A 26303-nucleotide genomic window follows, 5' to 3' on the forward strand; every position below is an offset into this window, starting at 1 on the left:
TTGCCGCCGGAGAAACACCAGCGAGGCGGGGAGAAAAGCGGTGACCGAGCGATACTCGTGGGAAGCGCGACCGGGAGATGTCACACGGTCGGCGCGGATCGTCGCGCTGCGCACCATGACTCGGCCCGTCACGGCCGGGATGCAAGTCCTCACCGTCGGAGCTGCGCTGCTCGCCGCAGCGATCCTGGACGAGTGGGCCATCGCCATCGGGGCCGTCGTGTACATCGTCGCGCTGTGGGCGCTGGTGTACGTGCAGAAGTCGCGGGCCCTGCGGAAGTTGATGGCGCCCGGCATGCGCATCGATGTGGCCGTCGACGACGACGGCTTCGCGTTGACGACTGCCCTCGGGGACGGTCGCCAGAACTTCACCGCGATCGAGTCCATCGCGCGGATGGGTGGCCTCGTCTTCGTTCGATCCGCCGGTAGCGGTGACGCGCTGATCGTGCTGCCGGCGGCGGTGATGCCCGGCCACATCGACGAACTGTGGTCATTCGCGATCCGACGGGCCGGACTCATGGCGACGGGCCCGCGGCCCTCATTCCCTCCGACACCGAGCGGATTGACACCGCAACTGTGGTGGCAGGCCGCCGAGGATTCGGCCACGCAGATGACCATTGCGGCGCTGCGGTTTCAGTTCGTCCGGCCGAAAACCCTCGTCGTCACCTGCGTGTACATCGCAGTGCTGATCGCGCTGGCGGTGTGGCTGCAGAGCTGGTTCGTCCTCGCCGCTCTACCGGTGTGCGTGGCGCTCGTGATCGGGATCGCCGCCTCGCGCGCCCGGCGAATGGGTGCCGCGACGGCCGGTCCCGGGATGTGGATGGCCAGTGCATCCGGTGATGCGGAGTTCGCCATGTGGAGCGCAAGTGGCCAGTTCGCCATGCCCACAACCGATCTGCATGACATTCGCCGCCTCGGTGAGTTCGCCGTCATCCGACGGCATCGGGGTATCCCGCTGCTCGTGCCGACCGCGCTTCTTCCGTCGGGTATCCGCGCCTGACCGTCCGGTGAGCTGTGCCCCTCTTGTCGTTTACTAGGACAACCTAGTAACTTGTGATGCCGGTAACACCAGGCGACAAGGGAGTGCATGATGGCGGCGGATTTCAGCGACACCGGATTCAGTGAGGCCACCACCGCATCGATCGCCACCGCACGCGAACACTCGATCGGCGCGCTCCTGCACCGCAGCGCCCGGCGCACCCCGGACAAGACCGCCATCATCAACGGCGACGTCACCCTCACCTTCGCCGAACTCGACACCGCGGTGAACCGCTGCGCCAACGCACTGACCGAACGTGGCCTGCGCCGCGGTGACCGGCTCGCCCTCGTCAGCCACAACTGCTGGCAGTTCGCCGTGCTGAACTTCGCCGCGGCGCGGATCGGCGCCATCCTGGTACCCGTCAACTTCGGCCTCGGCGCCGACGAGATCGCGTTCATCCTGTCCCACAGCGGCGCTCGCGGCGTCGTCGTCGAGGACGCGCTGGGTCAGACGGTCATCGACGCCATCGACCGGGCCGCCGCGGTCATCGACATCCAGGGCTGGATCGCGTTGTCCGGCACGCCCGCACCCGACGGCTTCCAGGACGCCACCGAGTGGATGAGTTCCGGCGACGCCACCGCTGTGGGCGTGGTCATCGGCGACGACGAGCCGGTGCGGATGATGTACACCTCGGGCACCGAGTCACGGCCCAAAGGTGTTCTGCTGTCCAGCAAATCGCTCATCTCGCAGTACGTGTCGTGCATCATCGACGGCGGCATGACCGCCGACGACGTGGAGATCCACTCGCTGCCGCTGTATCACTGCGCGCAACTCGACTGCTTCCTGTCCACCGACATCTACCTCGGTGCCACGAGCATCATCCTGCCCGCACCCGACCCGGCGACGATCCTCGCCACCATCGAATCGGCGCGCGCCACCAAACTGTTCTGCCCACCAACGGTGTGGATCTCGCTTCTGCGGCACCCCGATTTCGACACCCGGGACCTGTCGTCGTTGCGCAAGGGTTATTACGGTGCGTCACCGATGCCGGTCGAGGTGCTGCGTGAACTGTCCCGCCGGCTGCCCGACGTACAACTATGGAACTTCTACGGACAGACCGAGATGTCGCCGCTGGCAACGATTCTGCAACCGCACGAACAGATCGACCGCGCCGGATCGGCCGGGCGCGCCTCACTCAACGTCGAGACCCGGGTCGTCGACGACGACGGGAATCCGGTGCCCACCGGCGAGGTCGGCGAGATCGTGCACCGCAGTCCCCATGCGGCACTGGGGTATTACCGCGACGAGGAGAAGACCGCCGCGGCGTTCGCGGGCGGCTGGTTCCACTCCGGTGACCTCGGCATCATCGACAAGGACGGCTATCTCAGCGTCGTCGACCGCAAGAAGGACATGATCAAGACCGGCGGCGAGAACGTCGCCTCCCGCGAGGTCGAGGAGGCCATCTACCTGCTCGACGGGGTCGCCGAGGTGGCGGTTTTCGGTGTGCCGCACCCGAAGTGGATCGAGGCGGTCACCGCGGTCGTCGTGCCCAAGGAGGGTGCGCAGCTGACCGAGGAGGTCGTGGACGCGCATCTCGAGGACATCCTCGCCGGCTACAAGCGCCCCAAGTTCGTCGTCTTCGCCGACGCGCTGCCCAAGAATCCCAGCGGGAAGATCCTCAAGAAGGATCTGCGCACCGAGCACAACGACATCGCCACGAGCTGAGGGCTTCTCGCCGGCTGCTCAGTACAAGTAGTCCTCACCGGAGGCACGCACCGTCACATCCGACAGGCTGATACCCCACGGTTGATCGATGACGTGGACGACGGCGTCGGCGAGCTCGTCGGGGGTGATCAGCCAGTACTCGATGGAATCGGGGTCGGTGAGTTCGGCGGGCAGCGTGCCCTTGATCATCGCCTTGGAGTGTGCGGCGTAGTCGGTCGCCCGCCCGCCGACCATCCCGAAGATGGCCTCGCCGTTGACGATCCAGCTCGCCAGGTTCGTCCCGGCGACGCCCGTCGGACGCACCGTGGTCACCTTGATCTTGCCCTTGGTCTCCGCGCGCAACGAGTCGGAGATGGCGTTGACCGCGGCCTTGGTGGCGCTGTACACACCCGATCCGGCGATTCCGGCGTTGCCGTAGATCGAGGAGATGTTGACGACCTGACCGCGACCCTGCGTGATCATCTGGTCGTACACGGCGGAGATGCCGTTGACGACGCCCTTGATGTTGATGTCGATCGCGCGATGCCAGCGGTCGGCGGCACGTGCGTGATCGGCGAAGAACGCCAACGGCATCACGCCGGCGTTGTTGACGATGACGTCGATGGCACCGAACTCCGCGACGGCGCGATCGGCGACCGCCCGCATCTGGGCCAGATCGGTGACATCGCCCGGCATCCCGAGGCCGATGTGGCCGGCGGCCGTGATGCCGTCGAACACCGAGGCCAGCCCGTCGGCGTCGATGTCCACGCCGACCAGCTTCGCCCCGGCGGCGGCGCACCTCTCGGCAATGAGTTTGCCGAAACCGTTTCCGGCCCCGGTGACGATGATGACCTTGTCCTGCAGATGTTGCGACACTGACGTATTCCTCCGGCATCTCGATCGTCGACCCCCACCGGTCGATCGCCACGAGGGTCGATCATATGACAGACAGTCAGCGCTGACCGCTCCGGTGTCGTGTCAGGATGTCGGCTCGGTGGACATTCACGAGCTCATTGAATCGGGGGACCATGATCGACATCGACAACTATGTGCGACTGCTGCGGCTGATGTCGGCGGCCGATCTCGGGGACTGGTCGGAGTTTCCGGTGCGCCGGTTCCTCGACAGGCAGGAATGGTGGATCCCCGGTGACGATGCGTACCGCACGGCGGTCGAGACGACCCCGCCATGGCTCGGCGCGACGTTGACGTCGTCGAATCGCCGAGATGGGTACACGGCGCTCGCCGTGCGAATCGCCGACAACACGGACAGCGGCGACCTCGAACGTTGCGTGCGTGCCACCGAGAGCGTTCTCGGCGAGCCGGCCCAATTGCTCGGTGGCTACGACTCGATGTCCGGTGGCGTGTTCCGACAGTGGCGCAGACCGGACCACGGGCCGACGGGAACCACCTACTCGGTCGAGTTCGATTCGGGCCGAATCGAACTCGTGCTCTACCCGTCCAAGGAGTTCGAACACGAGTGGTACAAGAACGTCGACTACGGCGACGGAGCCCATGATGCGCCACTGTCGCCGCTGTGGCTGGTCACCGGGCCCGGACCGCAAGAGAACCTCGACGGCATGATGTTCCCGGGCGTACGGATCGTCACCAACTGGGCCGACCTCGCGGACTCGATCCAGTACTCGATTCGCACGCTGGCGCGGGATCTGCGGGTGCTCGGCGACGGCATGTCGATCATCTTCGCCCCCGAAGGCCACGGCGAACGCTACGTACGGTTCCTCATCGACGACGAGGACGGCTTCCTGTTCGCCGAGGCGGCACGCGGATGGGGCGGCCCCGACGACGCGACGATGACCGCGCTCGGCTGGACCACCCTGAACGACGACCCGAACTCCGACTGGGCGTCGATTCATACCGATCCGGTGGCCGATTCACGGGTCATCGCGGAGCGGGTGGCCGCGACGTTGAAGGCCTACGGCGCGGTGCTTCCCGAGTTCGGCGGTGACGACGCCCCCGGTCTGCTGCTGTGCCGTACCAACTACGTGTCCGAGGGCCCCTTCGGTGGTGGTCTGTTCACCATCTACGGCATGCACGTCACCGAAGCCGGGGGCTGACCGGTCGGCTCCCCTGCGGCCGCTCGGTCGTGTCGAGTCCATCCGCTGGTCGGGCGACGACCGACCGTCAGTGACCGGTGGTGAACCGCTGCCGGACGTGGTGGCGCTGTTCGATCTCGTCGACGAACGCGACCGCGAAGTCGGCGCCGGAGATCTCGGAGCTGCCGTCCTCCTTGGTCACCAACTCGTCGCCGCCCGTGCGATAGGAGCCGGTGGCCTCACCGGGCGCGAACGACCCGAACAGGGCGGCGGGGGAGACGTAGAACCAGTTGAGCTCAGCCGGGCTCTGACGCAGGGCGTCGAGGACGTCGGCGTGCGCGAGCGCCTCGGGCTTCCAGGCGTCCTGGAACTCCGGGGTGTCGACGAGGCGAGGGCCGCCCGGGGCGACCAGCGAGCTACCGGCACCGCCGACCACACCGACGCGGGCACCGCCGGCGATGGCGGCCCTGGTGATCTCCGGAACGAGCTCGACCAGCGGATGTCCGTCGACGTCGGCGCCGTGTACCGCGATGACCAGGACGTCGGAGTCGACGCCGACCCGGTTGACCAGGTCGGCGTCGGTCAGCGAACCGGTCTTGTAGGTGACGCCGTCGACGGGCTGCCCGGGTGCGCCGTGACGGCTGTACGAGGTCACCTGGTGGCCGCGTCGGGCCGCCTGGGCGGCGATGTGTCCACCGGCGTATCCGGTGCCTCCGAAGATGCTGATCGTGGTACTCATACTTCGCAAAACGAAGGATCTGTGTGTCGGTATTCCGATGAGTGACGTATTTCGCGTCGACCTCTCAGCCCAACGCCCCCAGCACCTTCAACCGTTCGTGCGCCTGACCCATGATCGACTGAATGAGTTGATCGCAGCTGGGCAGGTCGTCGATCATGCCGACCACCTGTCCGGAGGCGAGCACTCCGGCACTGGTGTCCCCCTCGACGAGTCCCGCGCGCAGCAGCATCGGGGTGTTGCCGGCCATGATGATCTGCTGCCAGCTGCGTTCGCCGGACTTGCGCATCGCGCGGCCGTCGCGGAGCATCGTCGTCCACTTCATCCCGGTCAGTTGCTTGAACTCGTTGGCGTTGCGTGCCGCTGCCACCAGGGCTTTGACGCTGCTGCCGCTCTCCAGTGCGTCGACCAGCGGTGTGCGCAGCACGCGGTGCGGCATCCCGTCGACCTTCACCGACACGACGGTGTCGCCGAGTCCGCGATGCAGATACTCCTGCTTGACCGCATCGGGCACCGCCGAATCCGAGGTGAGCAGGAAGCGGGTGCCCATGGCCACACCCTCGGCGCCGTAGGCGAGGGCCGCGGCCAGACCGCGGCCGTCGAAGAATCCGCCGGCCGCGACGACCGGCATGTCCGAACCGTTGGCGGCGAGCGCGTCGAGGACCGACGGCAACAGCAGGGTGGTCGCCACCGGACCGGTGTGCCCGCCGCCCTCACCGCCCTGCACGATCACCGCGTCGGCACCCCAGGACGCCACCTTGACGGCGTGTTTGGCCGCGCCGATCGACGGGATCACCACCACCCCAAGGTCTTTGAGCTTGGCGATCAGGTCCTGCTTGGGTGCCAGCGCGAACGACGCCACCTTCACCTTCTCGCGGATCAGCAGATCGATGCGCGCCGGTGCGTCGGTGGCGTCGGCGCGGATGTTCACCCCGAAAGGCTTGTCGGTCAACGACTTCGTCTTGGCGATCGCCGCTTCGAGTTCGGCGAACGTCATGGTGGCCGAGGCCAGGATGCCCAACCCGCCGGCATTGGATGTCGCCGACGTCAGCGACGGCCCCGACACCCAGCCCATTCCGGTCTGCACGATCGGGTACTCGATGCCGACGAGGTCGGTGAAGCGGGTCGACAGCGCGGCGGCGCGTCCGGCGGCACTCATGTCAGCGCACCTCCTTACTGCGAACACCCTTGGGATCGAGGACATCCCGGATCAGGGTGAGTTCCTCCTCGGACGGCTCGCGAGTGGGCGGGGCGTCGGCGAGGCCGGCGATCTCGAACGACGTGTTCTCGGCGACCTCGTCGGCACTCACCCCCGGATGCAGCGACAGGGCCCGCATCGTGTGATCGGGCCCGCCGAAATCGAAGACCCCGAGGTTGGTGACCACCCGGTGGATGTCGACGTCATCGAACGCCGGATTGTCGGGATCGAGCTTGTCGTAACCGATTCCGGCGACGATGTCGACCGAATCGCAGAACACCCGCGCGGTATGCCGGGGCACCCAGTAACTCGTCGGATGGTTGATGGTGTTACCCGGCGCGCCGCGCACCCCGAACATCTGCCGGCTGGGTTTCTGCAGCGCGCCGAATGCGGAGAGGTTCTGGTTGCCGAAGCGGTCGATCTGATTGGCGCCCATGATCACATGACGTCGGCCGGACGCGACGACGTCGAACACCTTGGAGAACGGCATCCAGCCCTCGATGGGACCGGTCTTCCCAATCGCCGGGGTGTCGGCGAGGATCAGCGCCTCACCGTCGGTGATCAACAGATCGGGCTCGAAGGTCAACCGCGCCAGACGTGCTCCCAGAAGCGGGGTCGGAGCCATCGGGGAGGCCATGATCTCGCCCGCACCACGGAAGATCTCGGCACAGGCGACGACGCAGTACTCGGCGCGGGTGACCTCGATGACCTCGGTGGGAGCGGTGTTCGCGGTGGTCATTTCGATTCCTCCGGCTTCGCGTTCTCCTGTTCGGTGCGCCATGCGGTCACCTCACGCTGATAGGTGGCCTCGTCGACGTCGAGGAAGCGACGATGAAACGCCGCCCACGTCTCGGGGTCCTTCGCCGATTCGACGTAGAACCGTTGGAACGACTCATCGCGGCCGTAGTCACCGGCAAAGGTGAAGTGGGCGCCGTTCGGAGCGTGCACCACACGGTCGACATTCATCCGATTGAGCAACAATCGTTGGGTGGGAACGGATTTGACCAGGACCTCGGTGTCGACGAGTTGATCGGTCTCCAGGTAGCGGCGCGCGGCGGCCGCACAGAACAGATCATCCATGTACGGATCGACACCGGTGTAGGCGGCGTTGCCGCGGGAGTCGGCGAGATCGAGATGGACGAACGCGGCGTCGAGTCGCAGCGCCGGCATGGCGATCAGGGTCTGGGTGCGGCCGTCGTCATCGGAGTAGGGCGATTCGACGGTCTTGAGTTCCCCCTCCCAGAAGGCGAGGACATCCGAACCGAGGCCGGCTCGGATCGGCAGGAACGGCAGCCGTGCGGCCGCGGCCTGCAGCCCGCACTTGACCATGCCCTCATCCATCTCACGGGCCTCGATGGCACCGGTGGTACGGGCGTGGGCGAACCACGGATCGTAGAACGGCGCCGAATCCAGCGAGACGAACCCGTAGTAGGCGCGGCGGACCTTGCCTGCGGCGCACAGCAATCCGAGGTCGGGTCCGCCGTAGGTGACCACGGTAAGGTCTTTCACGTCGGAGCGGGCGAGGGCCCGGACCAGTGCCATCGGTTTGCGTCGTGATCCCCATCCGCCGATGCCGATGGTCATCCCGTCACGCAATTCGCCGATGACGTCGTCGAGGGTGCTGGTCTTGTCGGTGGGTGTCGCAGTGGTGGGCGTCGCAGTGGTGGGTGTCGAATTCGCGGGTGCCGCCGTCATCTCAGGAATGTCCTGTCGTGTTGAGTGCTTTTCCGGTGGCCACGAACGCATCTCGATGCTCGTCGGCCACCCCGGCCAGGTTGAGCTCGAAGGTGTAGCCCTGCTCGAGCCGGTAGCTCGCCTTGACGTCGACCGGATCGATGTGGTTGATCGCCGACTTCGCGGCGCGGATCACCCGGGTGTCCTTCGCCGCGATCTTCTCGGCCACCTCGGTTGCGGCGGAATCGAGTTCGTCGGCGGGTACCACCCGGTACACCGAACCGAAGTGCAGCAACTGTTCGGCCGTGACGTTCTGCGCGGTGTAGTAGAGGGTGCGCATCATGTGCTGTGGTACCAGGCGGGCGAGATGTGTTGCGGCGCCGAGTGCTCCGCGGTCGACCTCGGGCAGCCCGAACACCGCCCCCTCGGATGCGACGATCACGTCGGCGTTGCCGACGAGGCCGATACCGCCACCGACGCAGAAACCGTTGACCGCGACGACCACTGGGACCGCGCAGTCATATACGGCGCTGAAGGCGGCCGCACAACCATGATTCGCCGCGATCAGCGCATCGAAGCCGTCGGTCGCCTGCATCTCCTTGATGTCGACGCCGGCGTTGAAGCCGCGGCCCTCGGCGCGCAGGACGACGACGTGGGTCTCCGGGTGCTCACCGAGGGAGGTGATCTCCTCGGCGAGTTCGAACCAGGCCGCCGACGGCAGGGCGTTGACCGGCGGGAAGTCGACGGTGACGGTGACGACCCCGGTGGCGGTGCGTGTGGTGGTGATCGGCACGCGTGCTCCTCTCGGCAGAGCGGACTTGGGTCACCAGAACGATCTGGAGATCCAACCAAGCAAGTGCTTGGTTGTTTGGTAGGGTAGCACCCATGACGGCGACGGTGCGTGCGAGCAGCGGATTCGATCTGGGGCTGACCGGCAAGGTCGTCCTGGTCACCGGCGGTGTGCGCGGCGTGGGCCTGGGCATCGTGCGGGTCCTGGCCGAATTCGGGGCGATCCCGGTGGCATGCGCCCGGCATCGCAACGACGCCCTCGACGCGGTGGCCGGTGCCGGTTTCGCCGCCTGCGACGTGCGCGACGAGGATGCGGTGGCCGACACGCTCGCCGGGATCGTCGCCGAGCACGGTCGCGTCGACGGCGTCGTCAACAACGCGGGTGGGTCGCCGTTCGCTCTCGCCGCCGACGCGTCGCCACGATTCGCCACCAAGATCATCGAACTCAACCTCGTCGCGCCGCTGATCGTCGCGCGTGCCGCGCATGCGGTCATGCGTACGCAGGAGGGCGGCGGTGCCATCGTGAACATCTCGAGTGTGAGCGGGCACCGTCCGTCGCCGGGAACCTCCGCCTACGGGGCGGCCAAGGCGGGCCTGGACAACCTGACCGGATCGCTCGCCGTCGAATGGGCACCGCGGGTGCGCGTCAACTCGGTCGTCGCCGGTCCGGTGGAAACCGAACAGGCACACCTGCATTACGGCGACGACGACGGTGTCGCCGCGGTCGGGCGCACCATCCCGATGGGCCGGATGGCCCGGCCCGCCGACGTCGGGACCGCGGCCGCATTTCTGTTGTCGCCGTTGGCTGCTTACATCACCGGCTCCACCCTCACGGTGCACGGCGGCGGCGAGCGGCCGGCGTTCCTGGCCGCGTCCACCGCGGGTAACGACGGCTGAGGGTCGTCGGCACTCATACCTCGCGCGAAACATGCTCGAGCTTCAAGACTTTCCGGATGTCATCGAAAGGGAACAATCGTGGGTGATGCGGGATTGAACGCCGGACGGGTGGTCGTGGTGACCGGGGCCGGCCAGGGGATCGGCCGGGCGCACGCGCTGGCGTTCGCCGCCGACGGGGCGAAAGTCGTCGTCAACGACTTCGTGCCCGAGGCCGCCGAGGCCGTCGTCGCAGAGATCCGGGCGGCCGGCGGGTCTGCGGTGGCGGCACCGGGTGATGTGGCCGACTGGGAGACCGCGGCAGGCATCGTCGCGACGGCCGTCGACGAGTTCGGTGCGCTCGACATCCTGGTCAACAACGCCGGTTTCGTGCGCGACCGGATGCTGGTGTCGATGTCCGAGGACGAGTGGGACGCGGTGATCCGCGTGCATCTCAAGGGGCACTTCGTCATGCTGCGTCACGCCGCGGAATACTGGCGGGCGCAATCGAAGTCGGGTGCGCCGCGCGCCGCGCGGGTCGTCAACACCTCGTCCGGTGCGGGTTTGTTCGGGTCGGTCGGGCAGGGCAATTACGTTGCGGCCAAGGCGGGTATCGCCGCGCTCACCGTCCAGGCGGCCGCCGAGATGGGCGGGTACGGGGTGACGGTCAACGCGATCGCGCCGGCGGCGCGCACCCAGATGACGCTCGGGGCGGGCGAGGAGATGGCCGCGCAGATGGCGGCGCCGGCCGACGGCTCCTTCGACGCGATGGACCCGGCCAACATCTCGCCGCTCGTGCTGTGGCTGGCCTCGCCCGAATCCGGGTCGGTGACCGGCCGCGTATTCGAGGTCGAGGGCGGCAAGATCTCGGTCACCGACGGCTGGCAGCGTAGCGTCGAACGCGACAAGGGGGATCGGTGGTCGCCGTCGGAACTGGGGCCGGTGATCGCCGAGATCCTGGACAAGGCACCGGTGCCGATGCCGGTGTACGGCGCGCGCTGACCGGCAGGGCGCGCTGACGACGCAGGTAGCATCACCGAGTTACGTCCGGCCACAACAGATCTGGGGATCAATGACCGAGTCCGTCGAACAGTCACGGGTCGCGGCCGCCAAAGCCTACGTCGACGCGCTGGTGTCGCACGACGCATCCGGGGTGTCCCTGCACCCGGACTGCACCCGCGTCGAGTTCGGGATCAAGACCGGCCGCAACGGTCCGCACATCGCGAAGAGTCTGGAACGCGGGCCCCAGTTCCGGGTGATCATGAGGATCAGCGGATTCGAGGCCACCGTCGACGGGCACAGCGTCACCACGCGCTACTTCGTGCATGTGCGACCGAAGGTCGCGGGGCTTGCGGCGCCCGTCTCGGAGACGTTCGTCGTCGACGAGGATCTGCGCATCCGGGCCATCGTCGCCCGCTTCGGGGTGCCGCGGCGGGTGGACTGACTGCTCGCGGAGACGACGAACGCGGCCCGCGAAGGCGAGCCGCGTTCGTGACAAGAGTCGGGGTTCAGGCGCCCGGGGCGCGCACCACCATCGGGACACCCGGGAAGTAGGCGGCCATCTCCGAGCGGGACTTGCGCAGCGCCGCGGTGCCGTAGCCGTGCTTGCGGTGCTCCGGGTGAATCCAGATACGCACATCCACCTCGCCGGAGGTGAGCTCGCCGAAGACGAAGCCGACCTTCGCGTCGCCCTCGGTGGCGACCAGCCAGACGGCCTCCTCCTTCTCGACGCGGTCGGTGGCCTTGGTCAGCTCGTCGTCGAGATCACCCGCGGGGGCGCCCGAGCCGTCGCCGGCGACGCCGAGTTCCTCGGTGCGCACGGCGAAGAGATCGGCGTCGAGTTCGAGGGCGAACGGCCGCAGGTCCAGGGTGTCGCCGCTGCTGGCCGGGCGTTCGGCGAGGGTGAAGGTCAGCGCGTTGTTGAGGTCGTCGAGTTCGGCCTGATTCTTGCGGCGCTCGCTCTTGGTGAGCTGATCGAGTTTCATGTCGAGGATCGCCTCGGCGCCGAGCTGAGACTTGTCCAGCAGGGTGGCGAGGGCGGCGACCGCCTCGTCGTGATCGTCGGCCTCGACGATGGTGTCGAGGACCTCGTGGCGGCGTTCGAGCGCGGTCAGAAGGGCATCGGTGATGTCGCGGCGGGTGGTGGCCAGGTCCAGATCTGTCATGACGTCGATCCTAGTGAGCTACCGGTAAGTAGGATGTGTAACACGTTCTAGTGTGTATCTGACGCTACATGGGGTGTATTCATGCACGTCATACGGAATTCGTGGCGGCTTGCCCTTTCCCATTTCTGGAACACGTCCTAGTCTTGGGGTCATGACTGTGGACAGCTCAGCGACCGACTTCGACCCACTGCGCACCGGAGTGCACCTCGGCGATCTGATGGTCGCCGCCCTGCGTCGGCACCGCGACCACCAGGTTCTCGAGCTCGGCGACGTCGAATTGACCGGCGGTGAGATGGCCGACGCCGTCAGCCGATACGTCCAGGCCTTCGAATCTCTGGGAGCCGGATCCGGGTCGGCAGTCGGGTTGCTGGCGCTCAACCGCCCCGAGGTGCTGCTGGTGATCGGTGCCGGCCAGACGCAAGGGTGGCGACGCACCGCCCTGCATCCGTTGGGGTCGCTCGACGACCACGCCTACGTCCTCTCCGACGCCGGCGTCACCACCCTCGTCATCGACCCGGTGCCGATGTTCGTCGAACGGGCCGCCGCGCTGGTGGAACGCGTCGACAGTCTCAAGCAGGTGCTGACGCTCGGTCCGGTGCCGGAGGCGTTGTCGGCGTACGGCCGGGATGTGATCGCCGAGGCCGACACGTTCTCGCCGCGCCCGCTGACCGCGGCACCGCTGCCGCCGGATCACATCGTGTCCATCACCTACACCGGTGGCACCACCGGAAAACCCAAGGGCGTCATCGGTACCGCGTCGGCGATGGCCACCATGACGCAGATCCAGCTCGCCGAATGGGAGTGGCCCGAACGCCCCCGGTTCCTCATGTGCACGCCGTTGTCACATGCGGGCGCCGCCTTCTTCGTGCCGACGCTGATGAAGGGCGGCACCATGATCGTGCTGGCCAAGTTCGATCCGGCGGATGTGTTGCGCACCATCGAGGAGAAGAAGATCACCGCGACCATGCTGGTGCCGTCGATGCTGTATGCACTGCTCGATCATCCGGATTCGAAGACCCGCGATCTGTCGTCTCTGGAAACCGTGTATTACGGTGCGTCGGCGATCAATCCGGTGCGGCTGGCCGAGGCGATCGAACGATTCGGGCCCATCTTCGCGCAGTACTACGGGCAGTCCGAGGCGCCGATGGTGATCAGCTATCTCGGCAAGCACGATCATCCCGGTCCGGGGGAGGACCCGCGTCGGCTCGCCAGTTGTGGTCGGCCGTCTGCCTTTCTGCGGACCGCGCTGCTCGGCCCCGACGACGCCCCGGTCGCGCCGGGTGAACCGGGCGAGATCTGTGTCGCGGGACCGCTTCTCGCCGGCGGGTATTGGGGCCTGCCGGAACAAACCGCCGACACTTTCCGCGACGGCTGGCTGCGCACCGGCGACGTCGCCCGTGAGGACGAGGACGGCTTCTGGTACATCGTCGACCGCACCAAGGACATGATCGTCACGGGCGGTTTCAACGTCTTCCCGCGCGAGGTGGAAGATGTTGTCGCCGAACACCCCTCGGTCGCCCAGGTCGGTGTCATCGGAGTCCCCGACGAGAAGTGGGGTGAGGCGGTGACCGCGGTCGTCGTGCTGCGGTCCGACGCCGCCGCCGACGATGCGGCACGCGCGACTATCACCGCCGAGATCCAGGAGTCGGTGAAGGCGCGCAAGGGTGCGGTGCAATCACCCAAACAGGTCATCTTCGCCGAATCGCTGCCGCTGACCGCCCTCGGCAAGCCCGACAAGAAGGCGCTGCGCGCACGGTTCTGGGACGCCTCGGAGCGGGGTGTGGGCTGAGCGCAGCGTCCCGGTTGCGTTGAGTGGGCGTCCTTTTCCGTCGACTGTGCGCCGTTTCGCGTTGAGTGTGCGTGCTTTCGTGTCGACTGTGCGTTGAGAGGCTGATCCGACGAGCCTGCGGGTGCCCTCTAGACGAGGAACAGCGCCCACTCGACTGAAATCAGCGCCCACTCGACTGAAATCAGCGCCCACTCGACGGGGAACAGCGCCCACTCGACGGAAGCGTGCCGGGGACTACGCGGTGTCGTGCCCGCGATCCCCGAGGCGCAGGTGCTCGATGTGGTACACCGCTTCGTCGAGGAGCGACGCGACGTGTGAGTCGTAGAGGCTGTAGGTGACACTGCGGCCGTTTCGGGTGCCGACGACAAGGCCGAGTGCGCGTAACAGGCGTAGCTGGTGCGAGACCGCGGGTTGTTCCATCCCGACGGCCTCGGCCAGTTCGGTGACGGTGCACGGTTCGTTCCGCAACTGCGTGAGGATCAGTAGGCGATTGGGGGAGGCCAACGCCTGCAGGGTCTCGGCGACGGTGGCGGCCGACGCGGCATCCAGCGAGGCGCTCGGCGTCGATCTGCCCTGCACTCCGTGACCCATGGATCGAGTCAACCACATCCACAATATATGTACATATCTACATGTGTAGTCTTCTGCATATGTCGAGTGATGTGTGCGTGTTGTCGGTGCCGCGTTCCAGTGGAGTCCCGCGTCGTCGATGGTGGTCGGGGCTGTGGGCGGTGCCCTCGGTGCGGTGGGCCGTGGCGGCGACGATGCTGTTTCTGGGTGGCCTGGCCGTGCAACTCTCCGGCGGCCCGACGTGGTTGATGTGGGCGCTCTACCTGGCCTGCTACGTGACCGGGGGATGGGAACCGGCACTCGAGGGCTTGCTCGCGCTGCGTGGGCGTGCGCTCGACGTCGACCTGTTGATGATCGTCGCCGCCATCGGGGCCGCCGCGATCGGGCAGATCTTCGACGGTGCCCTGCTCATCGTCATCTTCGCCACCTCCGGCGCGTTGGAGGACGTCGCCACGCGACGCACCGAGGATTCGGTGCGCAGCCTCCTCGATCTCACCCCCGAACAGGCCACCCGCATCGACGCCGACGGCGCGGAAACCGTCGTCGACGCCACGGCGTTGCGGGTCGGTGACGTGATCGCGATCCGCCCCGGAGAACGCATCGCCGCTGACGCCACCGTGCTCGACGGGGCCAGTGACGTCGACCAGTCCTCGATCACCGGCGAACCCCTCCCGGTGGCCACCACCAGTGGCGGGACGGTCTACGCCGGAACGCTCAACGGCACCGGGGCATTACGGGCTCGCGTCGACACCCCGCCCGGACAGACGGTGGTGGCACGCATCGTTGCGATGGCCGAAGAGGCGAGCGCCACCAAGGCGTCGGCCCAACTGTTCATCGAGAAGGTCGAGCACGTGTACTCAGTCGTGGTGGTCGGCGCCACCCTGGCGCTCTTCGGAATTCCGCTGGCGTTCGGTGCCGACCTACAGCCAACCCTGTTGCGCGCCATGACCTTCATGATCGTCGCGTCGCCGTGCGCGGTGGTGCTGGCCACGATGCCTCCGCTGCTCTCGGCGATCGCGACCGCCGGGCGCCGCGGTGTGCTGGTGAAGTCCGCGGTGATCATGGAGAAACTCGCCGACATCGGTCGGGTCGCGCTGGACAAAACCGGGACGTTGACCACCGGTCGGCCGACCGTCACCGACGTCGTCGCGATCGGAAGCGCCGGCGCTACCGAGGTTCTCGGGTTGGCGGCCGCCGCGGAGCAACACAGCGAGCACCCGCTTGGCCGGGCCATCGTCGCCGCCGCACGCGAGCAAGGAGTCGCCGTCGCCGACGTCACCGACTTCGGATCGCGGCCCGGCGTCGGCGTCCACGCCACCCTCGATGGCCGCATCATCGAGGTTGTCGCCGCCGAGAAGGTCGCCGATGATCCACGAATCATGGTGCCCCGCTCCATGATCGATGAGCTCGGTGGAACCGGTGTCGGTGTCCGTGTCGGCGGCGAGGTCATCGGCGTGATCGGGCTGCATGACCGGCTCCGGTCCGGCGCACGCGACGTCGTCGGTGCGATCACGGTGGTGACGGGCACCATCCCGGTCCTGTTGACCGGTGACAATCACGCTGCGGCGCAGCATATTGCGGATTCGGTCGGCATCCGCGGGGTGGGTGCGCAGATGCTGCCGGAACAGAAGGTCGACGCGGTCAACAAGATGCGGGAGGACGGCGCCGTCCGGGTCGCGGTGGTCGGCGACGGCATCAACGATGCGCCCGCCCTCGCGACCGCCGACGTCGGAATCGCCATGGGCCGCATCGGTGCCGACCTCACACTGGCGACCGCTGACGTGGTGATCGTCCGCGACGACCTGGCCGCCGTACCGGCGGTGCTCTCGCTGGCGCGCCGCGTGAGACGGGTCGTCATCGCCAACCTCGTCATCGCGTCGACGTTCATCGCGGTGCTCGTGACCTGGGATCTCGTAGGGCATCTGCCGCTACCACTCGGGGTCGCCGGTCACGAGGGTTCCACTGTCATTGTGGCGCTGAACGGGCTTCGGCTGCTGTCGTCACGGGCGTGGCCGTCGGATCACTGACACCAGAGCGCAAGCGCGTGTCCTCAGGGGCAATCGCAGCAGTCGCAATCGCAGCAGTCGCAATCACAATCATCGCAGTCGCAGCACTCGTTCTTCCACTTGTCGCTGCAGTGATTCCAGTGGTCGGTGCAGCAGGCCTGGCCCGAGCAGGTGGTCCACACGAACGGTCCGAGGCGCTCGAGAAACCCGCGGTTGGGCCGGAAAGGTGGTGGGTACGGCCATGATTCGGGATAGTCCGGGGGCGGGAACGGCGGCCAGCCGGTGGGATTGGGGTAGGCGGACTCCGGGGAGTGGTTGTGGCACAGCGAAACAAGCCCGTGGCTACGTGAGCGTCGGGAGATGGCACGGTGTAGCCCGTCGAGGAGTACCGCGCGCAGCAGTCGGTCATCGTCGAGGTGGAGCAGGTCGTAGCGTCGGCGGATGGCCTTGGCCAGTCGTCGGCAGTCGGCCAGTGCCGACGCGACATCGGTATCGGTGGCGCGCAGCGGATTGAAGACGCCCTCGGTGAGGTCGGTGTCGTAGTCGTCGACGGCGTCCAGCAGATGGGCGATCGCACCGAAATCGGCGCCGATCGCCGCGAGGTGATCGCGATTGCCCGGAACCCCGGCGGCGTCGGCGGTCGCGGCAAAGACGTCGGCGCAGACCTGGGTGGCGGGCGACAGGATCTCGTGTAGGTCGGTGGAAGTGGATTCGATGTCGGCCTGGCGGGCCAGGGTGGCCATCATGTCGTCGATGGACAGGTCCGTCGACGACGACGCGGACCTGGTGGCGGCACGGTGCAGTCGCCGCGCCGCGACTCCGGCGGCGGCTGCGCGGACGCGGGAGCGTGGTGCCAGGCCGTGGGTCTGTTCGGCGGGGATGTCGGCGGCCTTGCCCGCGGCCAGGGTCAGGGAGGCGGTGGCGGCCAATCGAATTCCCGGCTCCGCGCCGACCATGACTTCGGCACGACGCATCCCCCGCAGCGGGCATCGTCCGGCGGTGGTCAGCTCGGCTGGGACGCTGCGCTGCGCAGCCGTGAGCACCGAGATCATCACCGCATCGGTGTTTGTGGTCAGCCGCGAGGCCTGCCCGTGGGAATCGCGCAGTTCCAGGCACAATCCACACAGATGTGCGCGCCACAGGTCGGCGAGTTCATCGTCGAGTGTGTGGCGGCATGGTTGCAGGACCCCGAACATGGCGACATCCAATCACTTCGCGTGAACGTCCACCAGCGGAGCGTGCCGACGGGTCCGTCGGATGGCGTACCCGGTCGGCCTCCCTACGCGGAGCCTCAGTGCGCCACCGGACAGGCGGAGTAGCGGACCGGTAGCTCCTTCACCCCGTTCAGCCAGCCCGAACGGACCCGACGCATCTCGCCGACGCGCGAGATGTCCGGCAGAACGTCGGCGATCGCATCGAAGATCAGGTTCAGTTCCAGCCGGGCCAGGTTCGCGCCGATGCAGAAGTGTGCACCGTTGCCACCGAAGGCCAAGTGCGGATTGGGATCTCGAAGGATGTTGAACGTGAATGGATCGTCGAAGACGTCCTCGTCGTAGTTGGCGGAACTATAGAACAGGCCGACGCGCTGGCCCTTGGCGATCGGTACCCCGCCGAGTTCGGTGTCGGCCAGGGCGGTGCGCTGGAACGCGTTGACCGGGGTCGACCAGCGTAGGATCTCGTCGACGGCCGTCCGGGGCCGGTTGTCACGGAACAACTTCCAGACGTCGGGGTGGTCGAGGAAGGCATTCATGCCGTGCGTCGTCGCGTTGCGGGTGGTCTCGTTGCCGGCGGTCATCAGCAGGATGACGAAGAACCCGAATTCCATCTCGTCGAGCGCCTCACCGTCGATGTCGGCCTGCACGAGGGTGGTGACGATGTCCTCGGCCGGATTCTTGCGGCGTTCCTCGGCCATCTGATAGGCGTAGCCGAGGAGTTCGGCGTTGGCGACGGTCGGTTCGATGGTCTGATCGGGATCGTCGGAGTTGATGATGGCGTCGACGAGTTCGTGGATCCGCGGGCGATCGGGGATCGGCACCCCGATGAGGTCCAGGATGGCCTGCAGCGGAAGGTGGATCGCGATGTCGTCGACGAAGTTTCCGGTATCGCGTGCCGCGGCCTCCTCGACGACCCGGCGGGCGGTGTCGTGCAGTCGCTCTTCCAGCGCGCCGACGGCCTTGGGCGTGAAGATCCGCGAGATGATCTTGCGCAAACGAGTGTGCTCCGGCGGATCATGGTTGATGAGAAGGGCTTTGGTGAACTCGATCTGATCGGCCGTGACGTACTCGGGTAGCCGGATGATCGCGCCGTTGGCGTTGGTGGACCACAGCGCGGAGTTCTTCGAGATCTCGCGGACGTGCTGATGCTTGGACACCACCCAGAAGCCGCCGTCATGGAATCCGCCGCCGGTGCCCGGCGCCTGGGCGTTCCACCACACCGGGGCGGTGCGACGTAGCTGTGCGAACTCGTCGAGGGGTAGGCCCCGCTCGAGCAGGTCGGGATCGGTGAAGTCGAAGCCCGGACCGAAGGGGCAGGTGGTGGCTGCGGTCATGGTTGTCCTCCCGGCGCGGATCGCGAGCCGTGCATAAATCCGCCAAATGATGTGTCGTGAGTCACTTCACCATACACCTATTCAAGTCCGTATGGTCAACAGATCCGAGACCCGATCAAGGACCGACGCGCTAGGGTGAGCATCCATGGGGCGGACGGGACACGAGGGACGCTGATGCGCACACATGGATGGTCTGGTCGCCCTCCGGCCACCGACGACGAAGCCGTGGCCCGGATCCTCTCGGCCACGCGGGAGGTCATCGACGAACGCGGCGAGGCGACCAAACTCGCCGACGTCGCACGCCTGCTCGGCGTCACCCGGCAAACCGTGTACCGCTACTTCCCCAGCACCGAAGCCCTTCTCGCCGCGACCGCCATCGACGCCGTCGGCGGCTTCCTCGACGGAATCGCCGCCCGACTGGCGGGCGTCACCGAACCGGACGTCGCCATCATCGAAGGTGTGCTCGCCGTCCTCGACTCCGTCGCGCAGGACCGATACATGGGCATCCTGCTGCGGCCCGGACATCAGAGTCTCCCGGTGATCGGGGAGATCACCTCCGGCGGCGCACGAGTGTTCGCGCACACCATGGTCGATCGGATGGACGTCGACTGGGCCGGCCGCGGCTACACCGACGCCGACAAGGAACTCATCGTCGAAATCGTGCTACGCACACTGCAGTCACTCATCATCGACCCCGGCGACGACAAGCGCTCCGAGACCGGCCGTCGCGAGCTGCTCGACCGGTGGCTCGGTGCCGCGGTCCGGGCGATGCCTACGACAGTTTCGGCCGAGATCGGCGAGATGCGTTCTCGCTGAGTGTGGTTGGCGGTGGTGAGCTGTCCAGCGCCGGTGTGGGAGGTCTCGACGCGGACTCAGCTTCGCTTCGCCCGGCTCGACCATCGGACGGGGCTCGCTTGACCGGTCGCCCTCAGCGCGGTTCGCAGATGACCACCGGAATGGTCCGCTCCGGCGGTGACATTCGTTGGACGGGAGCGGACCTCAGCGCGGTTCGCAGATGACCACCGGAATGGTCCGCTCCGTCCAGGCATCGTAGGTGTCGAAGTCCGGATACAGCTCCACGAGCTGCGGCCACAACTCATCCCGCTCGGCGGCGTCGGCGGTCCGCGCGGTGAGTTCGTGACGATCGCGTCCCACCTCGATCGTCACCTCGGGGTTGTCCCGCAGATTCAGATACCACGCCGGATTCTTCGCCAGGCCGCCCTGGGACGCCACGACGACGAAATCCTTTCCGCGGCGCAGATAGAGGAGTGGGGCGGTACGCGGCTTGCCGGACTTGCGGCCCGTGGTCGTCAACAGGCACACCGACACCGGCTTGCGAAAACCGGCACCGATGCGCCACTTGTTGCCGAGCCGGCCACCGCTGATCCGATAGATCGCGGTGTTGAACCGCGAACCCACCTTGATCAGCTTCGCTACGACCGGCGAATCCAGTTGGTCGGGACGGTTGTTGGCGTCCACGGATCAGATGCGTTCGAGGATCGTGCCGGTCGCCATGGCGCCGCCGGCACACATGGTGATCAGCGCTGTCTGCTTGTCGGTCCGTTCCAGTTCGTGCAGGGCCGTCGTGATCAGGCGAGAACCGGTGCTGCCCACCGGATGTCCGAGGGCGATGGCACCGCCGTTGACGTTCACCTTGTCCATGTCGGCGCCGTGTACCTGTGCCCAACTCAACACCACCGATGCGAACGCCTCGTTGATCTCCACGAGATCGAGGTCGGACAACGACATTCCGGCCTTGGCCAGCACCCGTTCGGTCGCCTGCACCGGACCGTCGAGATGGAAATGCGGTTCCGCACCGACCAGCGCCTGCGCGCGAAGCCGGGCCCGCGGGGTCAGGCCGAGGTCCCGCGCCTTCGCCTCGTCCATCAGCAGGATGGCCGCGGCACCGTCGGAGATCTGCGATGACGTTCCCGCGGTGTGGATTCCCCCGTCGATCACCGGCTTCAGTGCGCCGAGTGTCTCCAGTGTGGTGTCGCGCAGTCCCTGATCGCGCGTCACGTCGAGAACGTTGCCGGTGAACTCGCCGTCCTTGGTACGTTCAGGTGCCTTGAGGCTCAACACCTCTCGATTGAAGCGGCCTTCGTCCCAGGCCTTCCGCGCATTCTGCTGACTGCGCAGGCCGAGGGCATCGATGTCGTCCCGGGTGATCCCGCGTCGCCGGGCGATCCGCTCGGCCGCCTCGAACTGGTTGGGCATGTCGACGTTCCACGAATCGGCGTGGTAGGGGCCGGCCGACGTGCCGACGTTGGCGCCGAGGGGCACCGTCGTCATCGTCTCCACCCCGCAGGCGACGCCGACGTCGATGGTGCCGGTGGCGATGAGGCCCGCGATGAGGTGATTGGCCTGCTGCGCCGACCCGCACTGGCAATCGATGGTCGTCGCCCCGGTCTGCTCGGGAAGGCCCGCCGACAGCCACGCCTTCCGGGTGATGTTCCCGGCCTGGGCGCCGGCCTGCGTCACACATCCGCCGATGGTCTGCTCGACGAGGGCGGGGTCGATCCCGGCCCGCTCGAGCAGGCCGCGTTGGGTGAGGCCGAGTAACTCCTCGGCATGCAGGCCCGACAACCAGCCGGCTCGCTTACCGATCGGTGTCCGCACCGCTTCGACGATCACCGGGACGCCCATGGTCAAGTCCTTTCGAGGTTACCGACTTCTCCGCCCAAACTAGAACATGTTTCAGTTTGAGTCCAGGTCTTGCGGATGCGGAGGAAGCCGCCGGTGGCGATATCTCGATCATCCCTGGACATCAGTCCTGTAATCACGGACTGGGACGGTCGCCCAAATCACAAAAGGGACGCTCGTCTGGGGCGATCGTCCAGAAAAAAGTAGAACGAGTTCTCGTCTTGGCTGGTGTACGTGTGTACCGTGGGTCACACATGAGACCGAAACCGGATCTCATCTCACGCAGGAAACGACAGGTGGTGTGACAGTGGTCAAGACCGTCAACGTTTCCGCAGAGGAATCGTCAGCAGGCGCTTCATCTGCGGAGGGGGCGAACAGCCTCGCCTTCACGCAGCAGGAGGGATGGGACTTCACCAACCCTGAGCTGCTCGAACACGGGCTGCCGGTGCGGGAGTTCGCGGCGCTGCGCAAGACGGCGCCGGTCTGGTGGAACGCGCAGCGGCCCGGCAAGGGTGGCGGCTTCCACGACGGCGGCTACTGGGTGGTCTCCAAGCACGCGCACATCCGCGAGATCTCCAAGAACAACGCCGACTGGTCCACGGCGAGCAACGGCGTCATCATGCGCTTCGACGACGACATGCCGCAGGACCAACTCGACGTCACCAAGGCGCTGCTGATCAACCACGATCCGCCGGATCACACCCGGCTGCGCAAGCTGGTCTCCAAGGCCTTCACCCCGCGCGCGGTCCAGGCCCTCGAGGACAAGCTCGACGACGCGGCACGGACCATCGTCAAGCAGGCCGCGGATCGGGGAACCGGCGACTTCGTGCACGACGTCGCCGTCGACCTCCCCCTGCTGGCGATCGCCGATCTGCTCGGCGTGCCCGAGGCCGACCGCGTCAAGCTGTTCGACTGGTCGAACAACATGATGAATTACGACGATCCCGACTTCGCCGAGGATCCGCAGATGGCGTCGGCCGAGATTCTCGGCTACGGCTACACGATGGCCGAGGAGCGTCGCCGCAATCCCGTCGACGACATCGTCTCGGTGCTGGTCAATGCCGACATCGACGGCCAGAGCCTCGACGAGACCGAGTTCGGGTTCTTCTTCATCCTGCTCACCGTCGCCGGCAACGAGACCACCCGCAACGCGATCAGTCACGGCATGAACGCCTTCCTCGAACATCCCGATCAGTGGGAGCTGTTCAAGCGGGATCGTCCGGCCACCGCCGTCGACGAGATCGTCCGATGGGCGACACCGGTGAACTGCTTCCAGCGCACCGCCAAGCGGGACACCCAGATCGGTGGCGTCGACATCGCCGAAGGGGAGCGCGTCGGCCTGTTCTACGGATCGGCCAACTACGACGAGGACGTCTTCGAGGACCCGTACTCGTTCAACATCCTGCGAGATCCCAACCCGCACGTCGGATTCGGCGGCAACGGAGCGCATTTCTGCGTGGGCGCCAACCTCGCACGCATGGAGATCAACCTGATGTTCAACGCGCTGGCCGATCTCGTTCCCGACATCACCCGCCTCGAGGTGCCCCGCCGGCTGCGGCACGGCTGGATCAACGGTGTCAAGGAACTGCAGGTCGACTACGGGACGAAGTGACAGCCGTTCCATGACAACAGCCAAAGAGGTTGGGGCCCAGCAGGGCCCGGCGTACCTGAACATCGACCGGGAGAATCACCCGGCGGTCGTCGCCGGACAGCGGTCACGCGAGTTCGTCGAAACCCGGGACAAGCAGGCCTGGGTGGACAACTTCGCCGCCGACGCCACGGTCGAGGACCCGGTCGGACCGTCGATGTTCGACGCCGAGGGAGTGGGATTCACCGGGCATCAACGGATCTCGGAGTTCTGGGATCTGTCGATCGGAACGACGGAGAAGATCGAGTTCGTCTTCGACGAGGAGATCATCTGTGGCAACGAGGTGGCCTACATCGGAAAGATCGTGACGCACATCGCCGGTCACATCTCCGAGGCACGAGGGGTGTTCACCTACCGGGCCGGCGATGACGGCAAACTGTCTGCGCTGCGGGCCTTCTGGGAGGTCGAGAAGACCATCAACTCGGTTCGTCCGGCCTGAGCGGTACCTCTCACAGGCTTGGGGTGGACGGCTGAGTTTGGCTCGGCTCGGTTCCGCTGAAAGTGGGGGAAGAATCTTCTTCCCCCACTTTTCGTTTCGTCGGCCGGCAGTTTCTGGCCGACGACGCGATTTCCGGGGGAGGAACGTTCCTCCCCCAGGAATCGACTCGCTCTTCGGGAGTTCCCGGCGGAGGACAGAGAAAGTGGGGGAAGAACGTTCTTCCCCCACTTCTCGTCGACGACGATCAACCGAGCCGAGGGGACTAGTGCACCGGCTTCTCCGCGCCCACCAGCCACATCGAAAAGTACTGCGATCCACCGCCATACGCGTGGCCGAGGGCCTTGCGGGCGTCGGGGACCTGATGGGCCCCGGCCTTGCCCATCACCTGGATGGCGGCTTCGGCGAAGCGGATCATGCCGGAGGCACCGATCGGATTCGACGACAGCACGCCGCCGGACGCGTTGAGCGGGATGCGCCCGCCGATCTCCGTCTCATGTGCCTCGGTGAGTTTCCAGCCCTCGTTCTCGGGGGCAAATCCCAGGTTCTCCAACCACATCGGCTCGAACCAGGAGAAGGGGACGTAGATCTCGGCGACGTCGATCTCCTCGATCGGGTTGTCGATGCCGCCGGCCTTCCACAGTGCCGCCGCGGCGTCCCGACCGGCCTGCGGACTCACCACATTGCGGTGTGCGAAGCTCAACGGCTCGGTGCGCATCGCGGTCGCGTGAATCCAGGCGACCGGATTACCCTGGGCAACAGCGGAATCTGCGACGTCCTCGGCGCCGATCACCACCGCACAGGCACCGTCCGACGATGGGCAGGTCTCGTCGTAGCGGATCGGATCCCACAGCATCTGCGATTCCATCACGCTCTCGGCGGTGATGTCGGGCTGATGCAGATGCGCCAGCGGATTCAGTGCACCGTTGCGGCGATCCTTGGCGGCCACCATCGCACCGATGTGTTCGGGTGCTCCCGACTGCCGGATGTAGGCACGCACGTGCGGGGCGAAGAATCCGCCGGCGCCTGCGCCCACCGGCTTGGTGAAGGGCACCGGAATCGACAACGCCCACATGGCATTCGATTCCGACTGCTTCTCCCAGGCGACGGCGAGCACCCGCTGATGCACCCCGGCGAACACCAGTGACGCGGCGACATTGGCCGTCGAACCGCCGACCGAGCCGGCGGTGTGCACCCGGATCATCCGCTTGCCGACGGCGCCGATGGCCTCGGCCATGGCGAGTTCGGGCATCATCGAACCCTCGAAGAGGTCGGGGGCCTTGCCGATGACGATGGCGTCGATGTCGTCGATGCTCACCTGGGCGTCGGCGAGGGCGGCGTCGATGGCCTCGCGGCACATGCCGGCCATCGTCACATCGTGACGTTTGGCGACGTAGCGGGTCTGCCCCGTCCCGAGGACGGCCGCGCGATTGTTGTGTGCCATCAGTTCGATTCTCCTGAGTTCGCGTCGGATGCCAGGGTGACCACCATGTTCTGCTGCAGCAGTGGACCGCTCGTCGCGTGGGCAACCGCCGTTCCGACGTTGCCGCCGATGATCTCGTGCGCGGCATAGCCGATACGCTGCAGGCCGGCGGAGAACAGTGAGTTGCCGGCCAGGGTGCCGCCCGACGGATTGATGCGGACCGAATCGGGCAGACCGAGCGCGTTGCGCACGATCAGTTCCTGATGGGTGTACGGCGCGCCGATCTCGGCGATGTCGACGGCGCGACTGCGGTTTCCGAAGGCGGTGTCACCGGCGAGCGTCGTCGACGGTGACACGGTGAGATCTCGTGCGCCGAAGTTGGGGGTGTCGATCCGGTGATCCCAGCCGGTGATGAACGCCGGGTTGGCGACGAGTTCCCGGGCCCGCCGTTCGGAGGCGATGATCACCGCGGCGGCGGCGTCGGTGTAGGGCGCGATGTCATGGGCGCGAAGCGGATTCGCGACGTACTCGGCGGCGAGGAGTTCGCCGACGGAGGCGCCGGAGGTGCGGGCGGCGACGGCGGCCATGTCGGCCTCGGTCCAGGTCCCGGCGTCGATGCCGGCGCGGGCCTGCAGCGCGGCCAGCGATCGGGCCTCGGGCCACAGCGGCGCAACGGTATACGGGTCGGTCTGCAGGGCCAGGGTGAGGTCGGCGTTGCCGGCGGTGGCCTTGCCGAAGCCGTAGGCCAGCGCCAGATCGACCTCGCCGGTGGCGATCTTGACCCACGCCTCATACAGCGCCCAGGCGCCGTCCATCTCCACATGCGACTCGTTGATCGGCGGCATGGCACCGATGGAGTCGATCGCCGAGATGAACGAGAAAGCGCGCCCGGCAAGGTAATCCGACGATCCACTGCACCAGAACTCGATGTCGGTGCGGGTGATGCCGAGTTCGGCGTAGAGCTTGGCGAAGCACGGGATCAACATCTCCACGCCGTTGGTGGTGCCGTGCGTCCCGACGACGTTCGGGCTGTGCGCGAACCCGACGATCGCTATCCGGGGGAGGGTCACAGGG

At 66.8% G+C, this 26303-nt stretch carries 25 protein-coding genes; 11 read left to right on the forward strand and 14 right to left on the reverse strand.

What is annotated here, in order from left to right:
• The first annotated feature begins 40 nt into the window (after window positions 1–40).
• Window positions 41–997, forward strand: a complete 957-nt coding sequence (locus ABLE92_RS20140; RefSeq protein ID WP_348806570.1) for a hypothetical protein — start codon at window positions 41–43, stop codon at window positions 995–997.
• Between the two features lie 87 nt (window positions 998–1084).
• Complete coding sequence (locus ABLE92_RS20145) at window positions 1085–2701, forward strand: acyl-CoA synthetase (RefSeq protein ID WP_348806571.1); 1617 nt, start codon at window positions 1085–1087, stop codon at window positions 2699–2701.
• Between the two features lie 18 nt (window positions 2702–2719).
• Here the strand turns inward: ABLE92_RS20145 and ABLE92_RS20150 are convergent, their stop codons facing one another.
• On the reverse strand, window positions 2720–3556 hold the full coding sequence (locus ABLE92_RS20150) for an SDR family oxidoreductase (protein ID WP_348806572.1): 837 nt from the start codon (window positions 3554–3556) through the stop codon (window positions 2720–2722).
• A gap of 152 nt (window positions 3557–3708) precedes the next feature.
• Here ABLE92_RS20150 and ABLE92_RS20155 point away from each other — a divergent pair, with 152 nt between their 5' ends.
• Complete coding sequence (locus ABLE92_RS20155; protein WP_348806573.1) at window positions 3709–4752, forward strand: TY-Chap domain-containing protein; 1044 nt, start codon at window positions 3709–3711, stop codon at window positions 4750–4752.
• A 67-nt stretch (window positions 4753–4819) separates the two neighbouring features.
• Here the strand turns inward: ABLE92_RS20155 and ABLE92_RS20160 are convergent, their stop codons facing one another.
• The 5 genes from ABLE92_RS20160 to echA20 form a co-directional block, all read right to left on the reverse strand.
• Window positions 4820–5470, reverse strand: a complete 651-nt coding sequence (locus tag ABLE92_RS20160) for an NAD(P)-dependent oxidoreductase (RefSeq protein ID WP_348806574.1) — start codon at window positions 5468–5470, stop codon at window positions 4820–4822.
• A gap of 64 nt (window positions 5471–5534) precedes the next feature.
• Complete coding sequence (locus ABLE92_RS20165) at window positions 5535–6626, reverse strand: NAD(P)H-dependent flavin oxidoreductase (RefSeq protein WP_348806575.1); 1092 nt, start codon at window positions 6624–6626, stop codon at window positions 5535–5537.
• A 1-nt stretch (window position 6627) separates the two neighbouring features.
• A complete protein-coding gene (locus ABLE92_RS20170; RefSeq protein WP_348806576.1) occupies window positions 6628–7404 on the reverse strand; it encodes a CoA-transferase subunit beta in 777 nt (258 codons plus the stop codon).
• Window positions 7401–8360: a CoA transferase subunit A gene (locus tag ABLE92_RS20175; protein WP_348806577.1), complete on the reverse strand. Its 960-nt coding sequence runs from the start codon at window positions 8358–8360 to the stop codon at window positions 7401–7403. The genes ABLE92_RS20170 and ABLE92_RS20175 overlap by 4 nt, the downstream gene beginning before the upstream one ends.
• A 1-nt stretch (window position 8361) precedes the next feature.
• Window positions 8362–9132, reverse strand: coding sequence for a (7aS)-7a-methyl-1,5-dioxo-2,3,5,6,7,7a-hexahydro-1H-indene-carboxyl-CoA hydrolase (echA20, locus tag ABLE92_RS20180; protein WP_348806578.1), 771 nt, complete (start codon window positions 9130–9132; stop codon window positions 8362–8364).
• 92 nt (window positions 9133–9224) lie between these two features.
• On the opposite strand from echA20, the gene ABLE92_RS20185 reads away from it, so the two are divergent.
• The 3 genes from ABLE92_RS20185 (at window position 9225) to ABLE92_RS20195 (ending at window position 11445) form a co-directional block, all read left to right on the forward strand.
• On the forward strand, window positions 9225–10025 hold the full coding sequence (locus ABLE92_RS20185) for an SDR family oxidoreductase (RefSeq protein ID WP_348806579.1): 801 nt from the start codon (window positions 9225–9227) through the stop codon (window positions 10023–10025).
• A 78-nt stretch (window positions 10026–10103) separates the two neighbouring features.
• Window positions 10104–11003, forward strand: a complete 900-nt coding sequence (locus ABLE92_RS20190; protein ID WP_348806580.1) for an SDR family oxidoreductase — start codon at window positions 10104–10106, stop codon at window positions 11001–11003.
• Window positions 11004–11073: 70 nt separating this feature from the next.
• Window positions 11074–11445, forward strand: coding sequence for a DUF8021 domain-containing protein (locus ABLE92_RS20195; protein ID WP_348806581.1), 372 nt, complete (start codon window positions 11074–11076; stop codon window positions 11443–11445).
• A gap of 64 nt (window positions 11446–11509) precedes the next feature.
• Here ABLE92_RS20195 and ABLE92_RS20200 read toward each other — a convergent pair whose 3' ends face one another.
• Complete coding sequence (locus tag ABLE92_RS20200) at window positions 11510–12166, reverse strand: GNAT family N-acetyltransferase (protein WP_348806582.1); 657 nt, start codon at window positions 12164–12166, stop codon at window positions 11510–11512.
• Between the two features lie 151 nt (window positions 12167–12317).
• On the opposite strand from ABLE92_RS20200, the gene fadD8 reads away from it, so the two are divergent.
• Complete coding sequence (gene fadD8 / locus ABLE92_RS20205; RefSeq protein ID WP_348806583.1) at window positions 12318–13955, forward strand: fatty-acid--CoA ligase FadD8; 1638 nt, start codon at window positions 12318–12320, stop codon at window positions 13953–13955.
• Between the two features lie 234 nt (window positions 13956–14189).
• Here fadD8 and ABLE92_RS20210 read toward each other — a convergent pair whose 3' ends face one another.
• Window positions 14190–14546, reverse strand: coding sequence for an ArsR/SmtB family transcription factor (locus tag ABLE92_RS20210; RefSeq protein WP_348806584.1), 357 nt, complete (start codon window positions 14544–14546; stop codon window positions 14190–14192).
• A 59-nt stretch (window positions 14547–14605) separates the two neighbouring features.
• On the opposite strand from ABLE92_RS20210, the gene ABLE92_RS20215 reads away from it, so the two are divergent.
• Window positions 14606–16552, forward strand: a complete 1947-nt coding sequence (locus tag ABLE92_RS20215; protein WP_348806585.1) for a heavy metal translocating P-type ATPase — start codon at window positions 14606–14608, stop codon at window positions 16550–16552.
• A 23-nt stretch (window positions 16553–16575) separates the two neighbouring features.
• On the opposite strand, the gene ABLE92_RS20220 is transcribed toward ABLE92_RS20215, so the two are convergent.
• Window positions 16576–17727, reverse strand: a complete 1152-nt coding sequence (locus ABLE92_RS20220) for a DUF5685 family protein (RefSeq protein ID WP_348806586.1) — start codon at window positions 17725–17727, stop codon at window positions 16576–16578.
• Window positions 17728–17822: 95 nt separating this feature from the next.
• Complete coding sequence (locus ABLE92_RS20225) at window positions 17823–19079, reverse strand: cytochrome P450 (RefSeq protein ID WP_348806587.1); 1257 nt, start codon at window positions 19077–19079, stop codon at window positions 17823–17825.
• Window positions 19080–19253: 174 nt separating this feature from the next.
• Here ABLE92_RS20225 and ABLE92_RS20230 point away from each other — a divergent pair, with 174 nt between their 5' ends.
• A complete protein-coding gene (locus ABLE92_RS20230) occupies window positions 19254–19895 on the forward strand; it encodes a TetR/AcrR family transcriptional regulator (RefSeq protein WP_348806588.1) in 642 nt (213 codons plus the stop codon).
• Window positions 19896–20078: 183 nt separating this feature from the next.
• Here the strand turns inward: ABLE92_RS20230 and ABLE92_RS20235 are convergent, their stop codons facing one another.
• Both ABLE92_RS20235 and ABLE92_RS20240 read right to left on the reverse strand, forming a co-directional pair.
• The gene (locus ABLE92_RS20235) at window positions 20079–20558 is read right to left on the reverse strand and encodes a nitroreductase family deazaflavin-dependent oxidoreductase (RefSeq protein ID WP_348806589.1); all 480 of its coding nucleotides are present in this window, start codon (window positions 20556–20558) and stop codon (window positions 20079–20081) included.
• Between the two features lie 3 nt (window positions 20559–20561).
• A complete protein-coding gene (locus tag ABLE92_RS20240; protein ID WP_348806590.1) occupies window positions 20562–21725 on the reverse strand; it encodes a steroid 3-ketoacyl-CoA thiolase in 1164 nt (387 codons plus the stop codon).
• Between the two features lie 421 nt (window positions 21726–22146).
• On the opposite strand from ABLE92_RS20240, the gene ABLE92_RS20245 reads away from it, so the two are divergent.
• Complete coding sequence (locus tag ABLE92_RS20245; RefSeq protein ID WP_496560830.1) at window positions 22147–23334, forward strand: cytochrome P450; 1188 nt, start codon at window positions 22147–22149, stop codon at window positions 23332–23334.
• 10 nt (window positions 23335–23344) lie between these two features.
• Entirely contained in the window at window positions 23345–23809 is a 465-nt protein-coding gene (locus ABLE92_RS20250; protein ID WP_348806592.1) for a nuclear transport factor 2 family protein, read from the forward strand.
• Window positions 23810–24071: 262 nt separating this feature from the next.
• Here the strand turns inward: ABLE92_RS20250 and ABLE92_RS20255 are convergent, their stop codons facing one another.
• A complete protein-coding gene (locus ABLE92_RS20255; protein ID WP_348806593.1) occupies window positions 24072–25250 on the reverse strand; it encodes a thiolase family protein in 1179 nt (392 codons plus the stop codon).
• Complete coding sequence (locus ABLE92_RS20260; RefSeq protein WP_348806594.1) at window positions 25250–26299, reverse strand: thiolase family protein; 1050 nt, start codon at window positions 26297–26299, stop codon at window positions 25250–25252. The genes ABLE92_RS20255 and ABLE92_RS20260 overlap by 1 nt, the downstream gene beginning before the upstream one ends.
• Window positions 26300–26303 lie beyond the last annotated feature (4 nt).

This window comes from Gordonia oleivorans (assembly GCF_040044975.1).
Classification (GTDB): Bacteria; Actinomycetota; Actinomycetes; order Mycobacteriales; family Mycobacteriaceae; genus Gordonia; species Gordonia oleivorans.

Coding starts and splice junctions, on each gene's coding strand:
- ABLE92_RS20145 (WP_348806571.1), top strand. CDS start 1,085: ATGATGGCGGCGGATTTCAGCGACACCGGATTCAGTGAGGCCACCACC.
- ABLE92_RS20155 (WP_348806573.1), top strand. CDS start 3,709: ATGATCGACATCGACAACTATGTGCGACTGCTGCGGCTGATGTCGGCG.
- ABLE92_RS20160 (WP_348806574.1), bottom strand. CDS start 5,470: ATGAGTACCACGATCAGCATCTTCGGAGGCACCGGATACGCCGGTGGA.
- ABLE92_RS20165 (WP_348806575.1), bottom strand. CDS start 6,626: ATGAGTGCCGCCGGACGCGCCGCCGCGCTGTCGACCCGCTTCACCGAC.
- ABLE92_RS20170 (WP_348806576.1), bottom strand. CDS start 7,404: ATGACCACCGCGAACACCGCTCCCACCGAGGTCATCGAGGTCACCCGC.
- ABLE92_RS20175 (WP_348806577.1), bottom strand. CDS start 8,360: ATGACGGCGGCACCCGCGAATTCGACACCCACCACTGCGACGCCCACC.
- ABLE92_RS20185 (WP_348806579.1), top strand. CDS start 9,225: ATGACGGCGACGGTGCGTGCGAGCAGCGGATTCGATCTGGGGCTGACC.
- ABLE92_RS20195 (WP_348806581.1), top strand. CDS start 11,074: ATGACCGAGTCCGTCGAACAGTCACGGGTCGCGGCCGCCAAAGCCTAC.
- ABLE92_RS20200 (WP_348806582.1), bottom strand. CDS start 12,166: ATGACAGATCTGGACCTGGCCACCACCCGCCGCGACATCACCGATGCC.
- fadD8 (WP_348806583.1), top strand. CDS start 12,318: ATGACTGTGGACAGCTCAGCGACCGACTTCGACCCACTGCGCACCGGA.
- ABLE92_RS20210 (WP_348806584.1), bottom strand. CDS start 14,546: ATGGGTCACGGAGTGCAGGGCAGATCGACGCCGAGCGCCTCGCTGGAT.
- ABLE92_RS20215 (WP_348806585.1), top strand. CDS start 14,606: ATGTCGAGTGATGTGTGCGTGTTGTCGGTGCCGCGTTCCAGTGGAGTC.
- ABLE92_RS20220 (WP_348806586.1), bottom strand. CDS start 17,727: ATGTTCGGGGTCCTGCAACCATGCCGCCACACACTCGACGATGAACTC.
- ABLE92_RS20225 (WP_348806587.1), bottom strand. CDS start 19,079: ATGACCGCAGCCACCACCTGCCCCTTCGGTCCGGGCTTCGACTTCACC.
- ABLE92_RS20230 (WP_348806588.1), top strand. CDS start 19,254: ATGCGCACACATGGATGGTCTGGTCGCCCTCCGGCCACCGACGACGAA.
- ABLE92_RS20240 (WP_348806590.1), bottom strand. CDS start 21,725: ATGGGCGTCCCGGTGATCGTCGAAGCGGTGCGGACACCGATCGGTAAG.
- ABLE92_RS20250 (WP_348806592.1), top strand. CDS start 23,345: ATGACAACAGCCAAAGAGGTTGGGGCCCAGCAGGGCCCGGCGTACCTG.
- ABLE92_RS20255 (WP_348806593.1), bottom strand. CDS start 25,250: ATGGCACACAACAATCGCGCGGCCGTCCTCGGGACGGGGCAGACCCGC.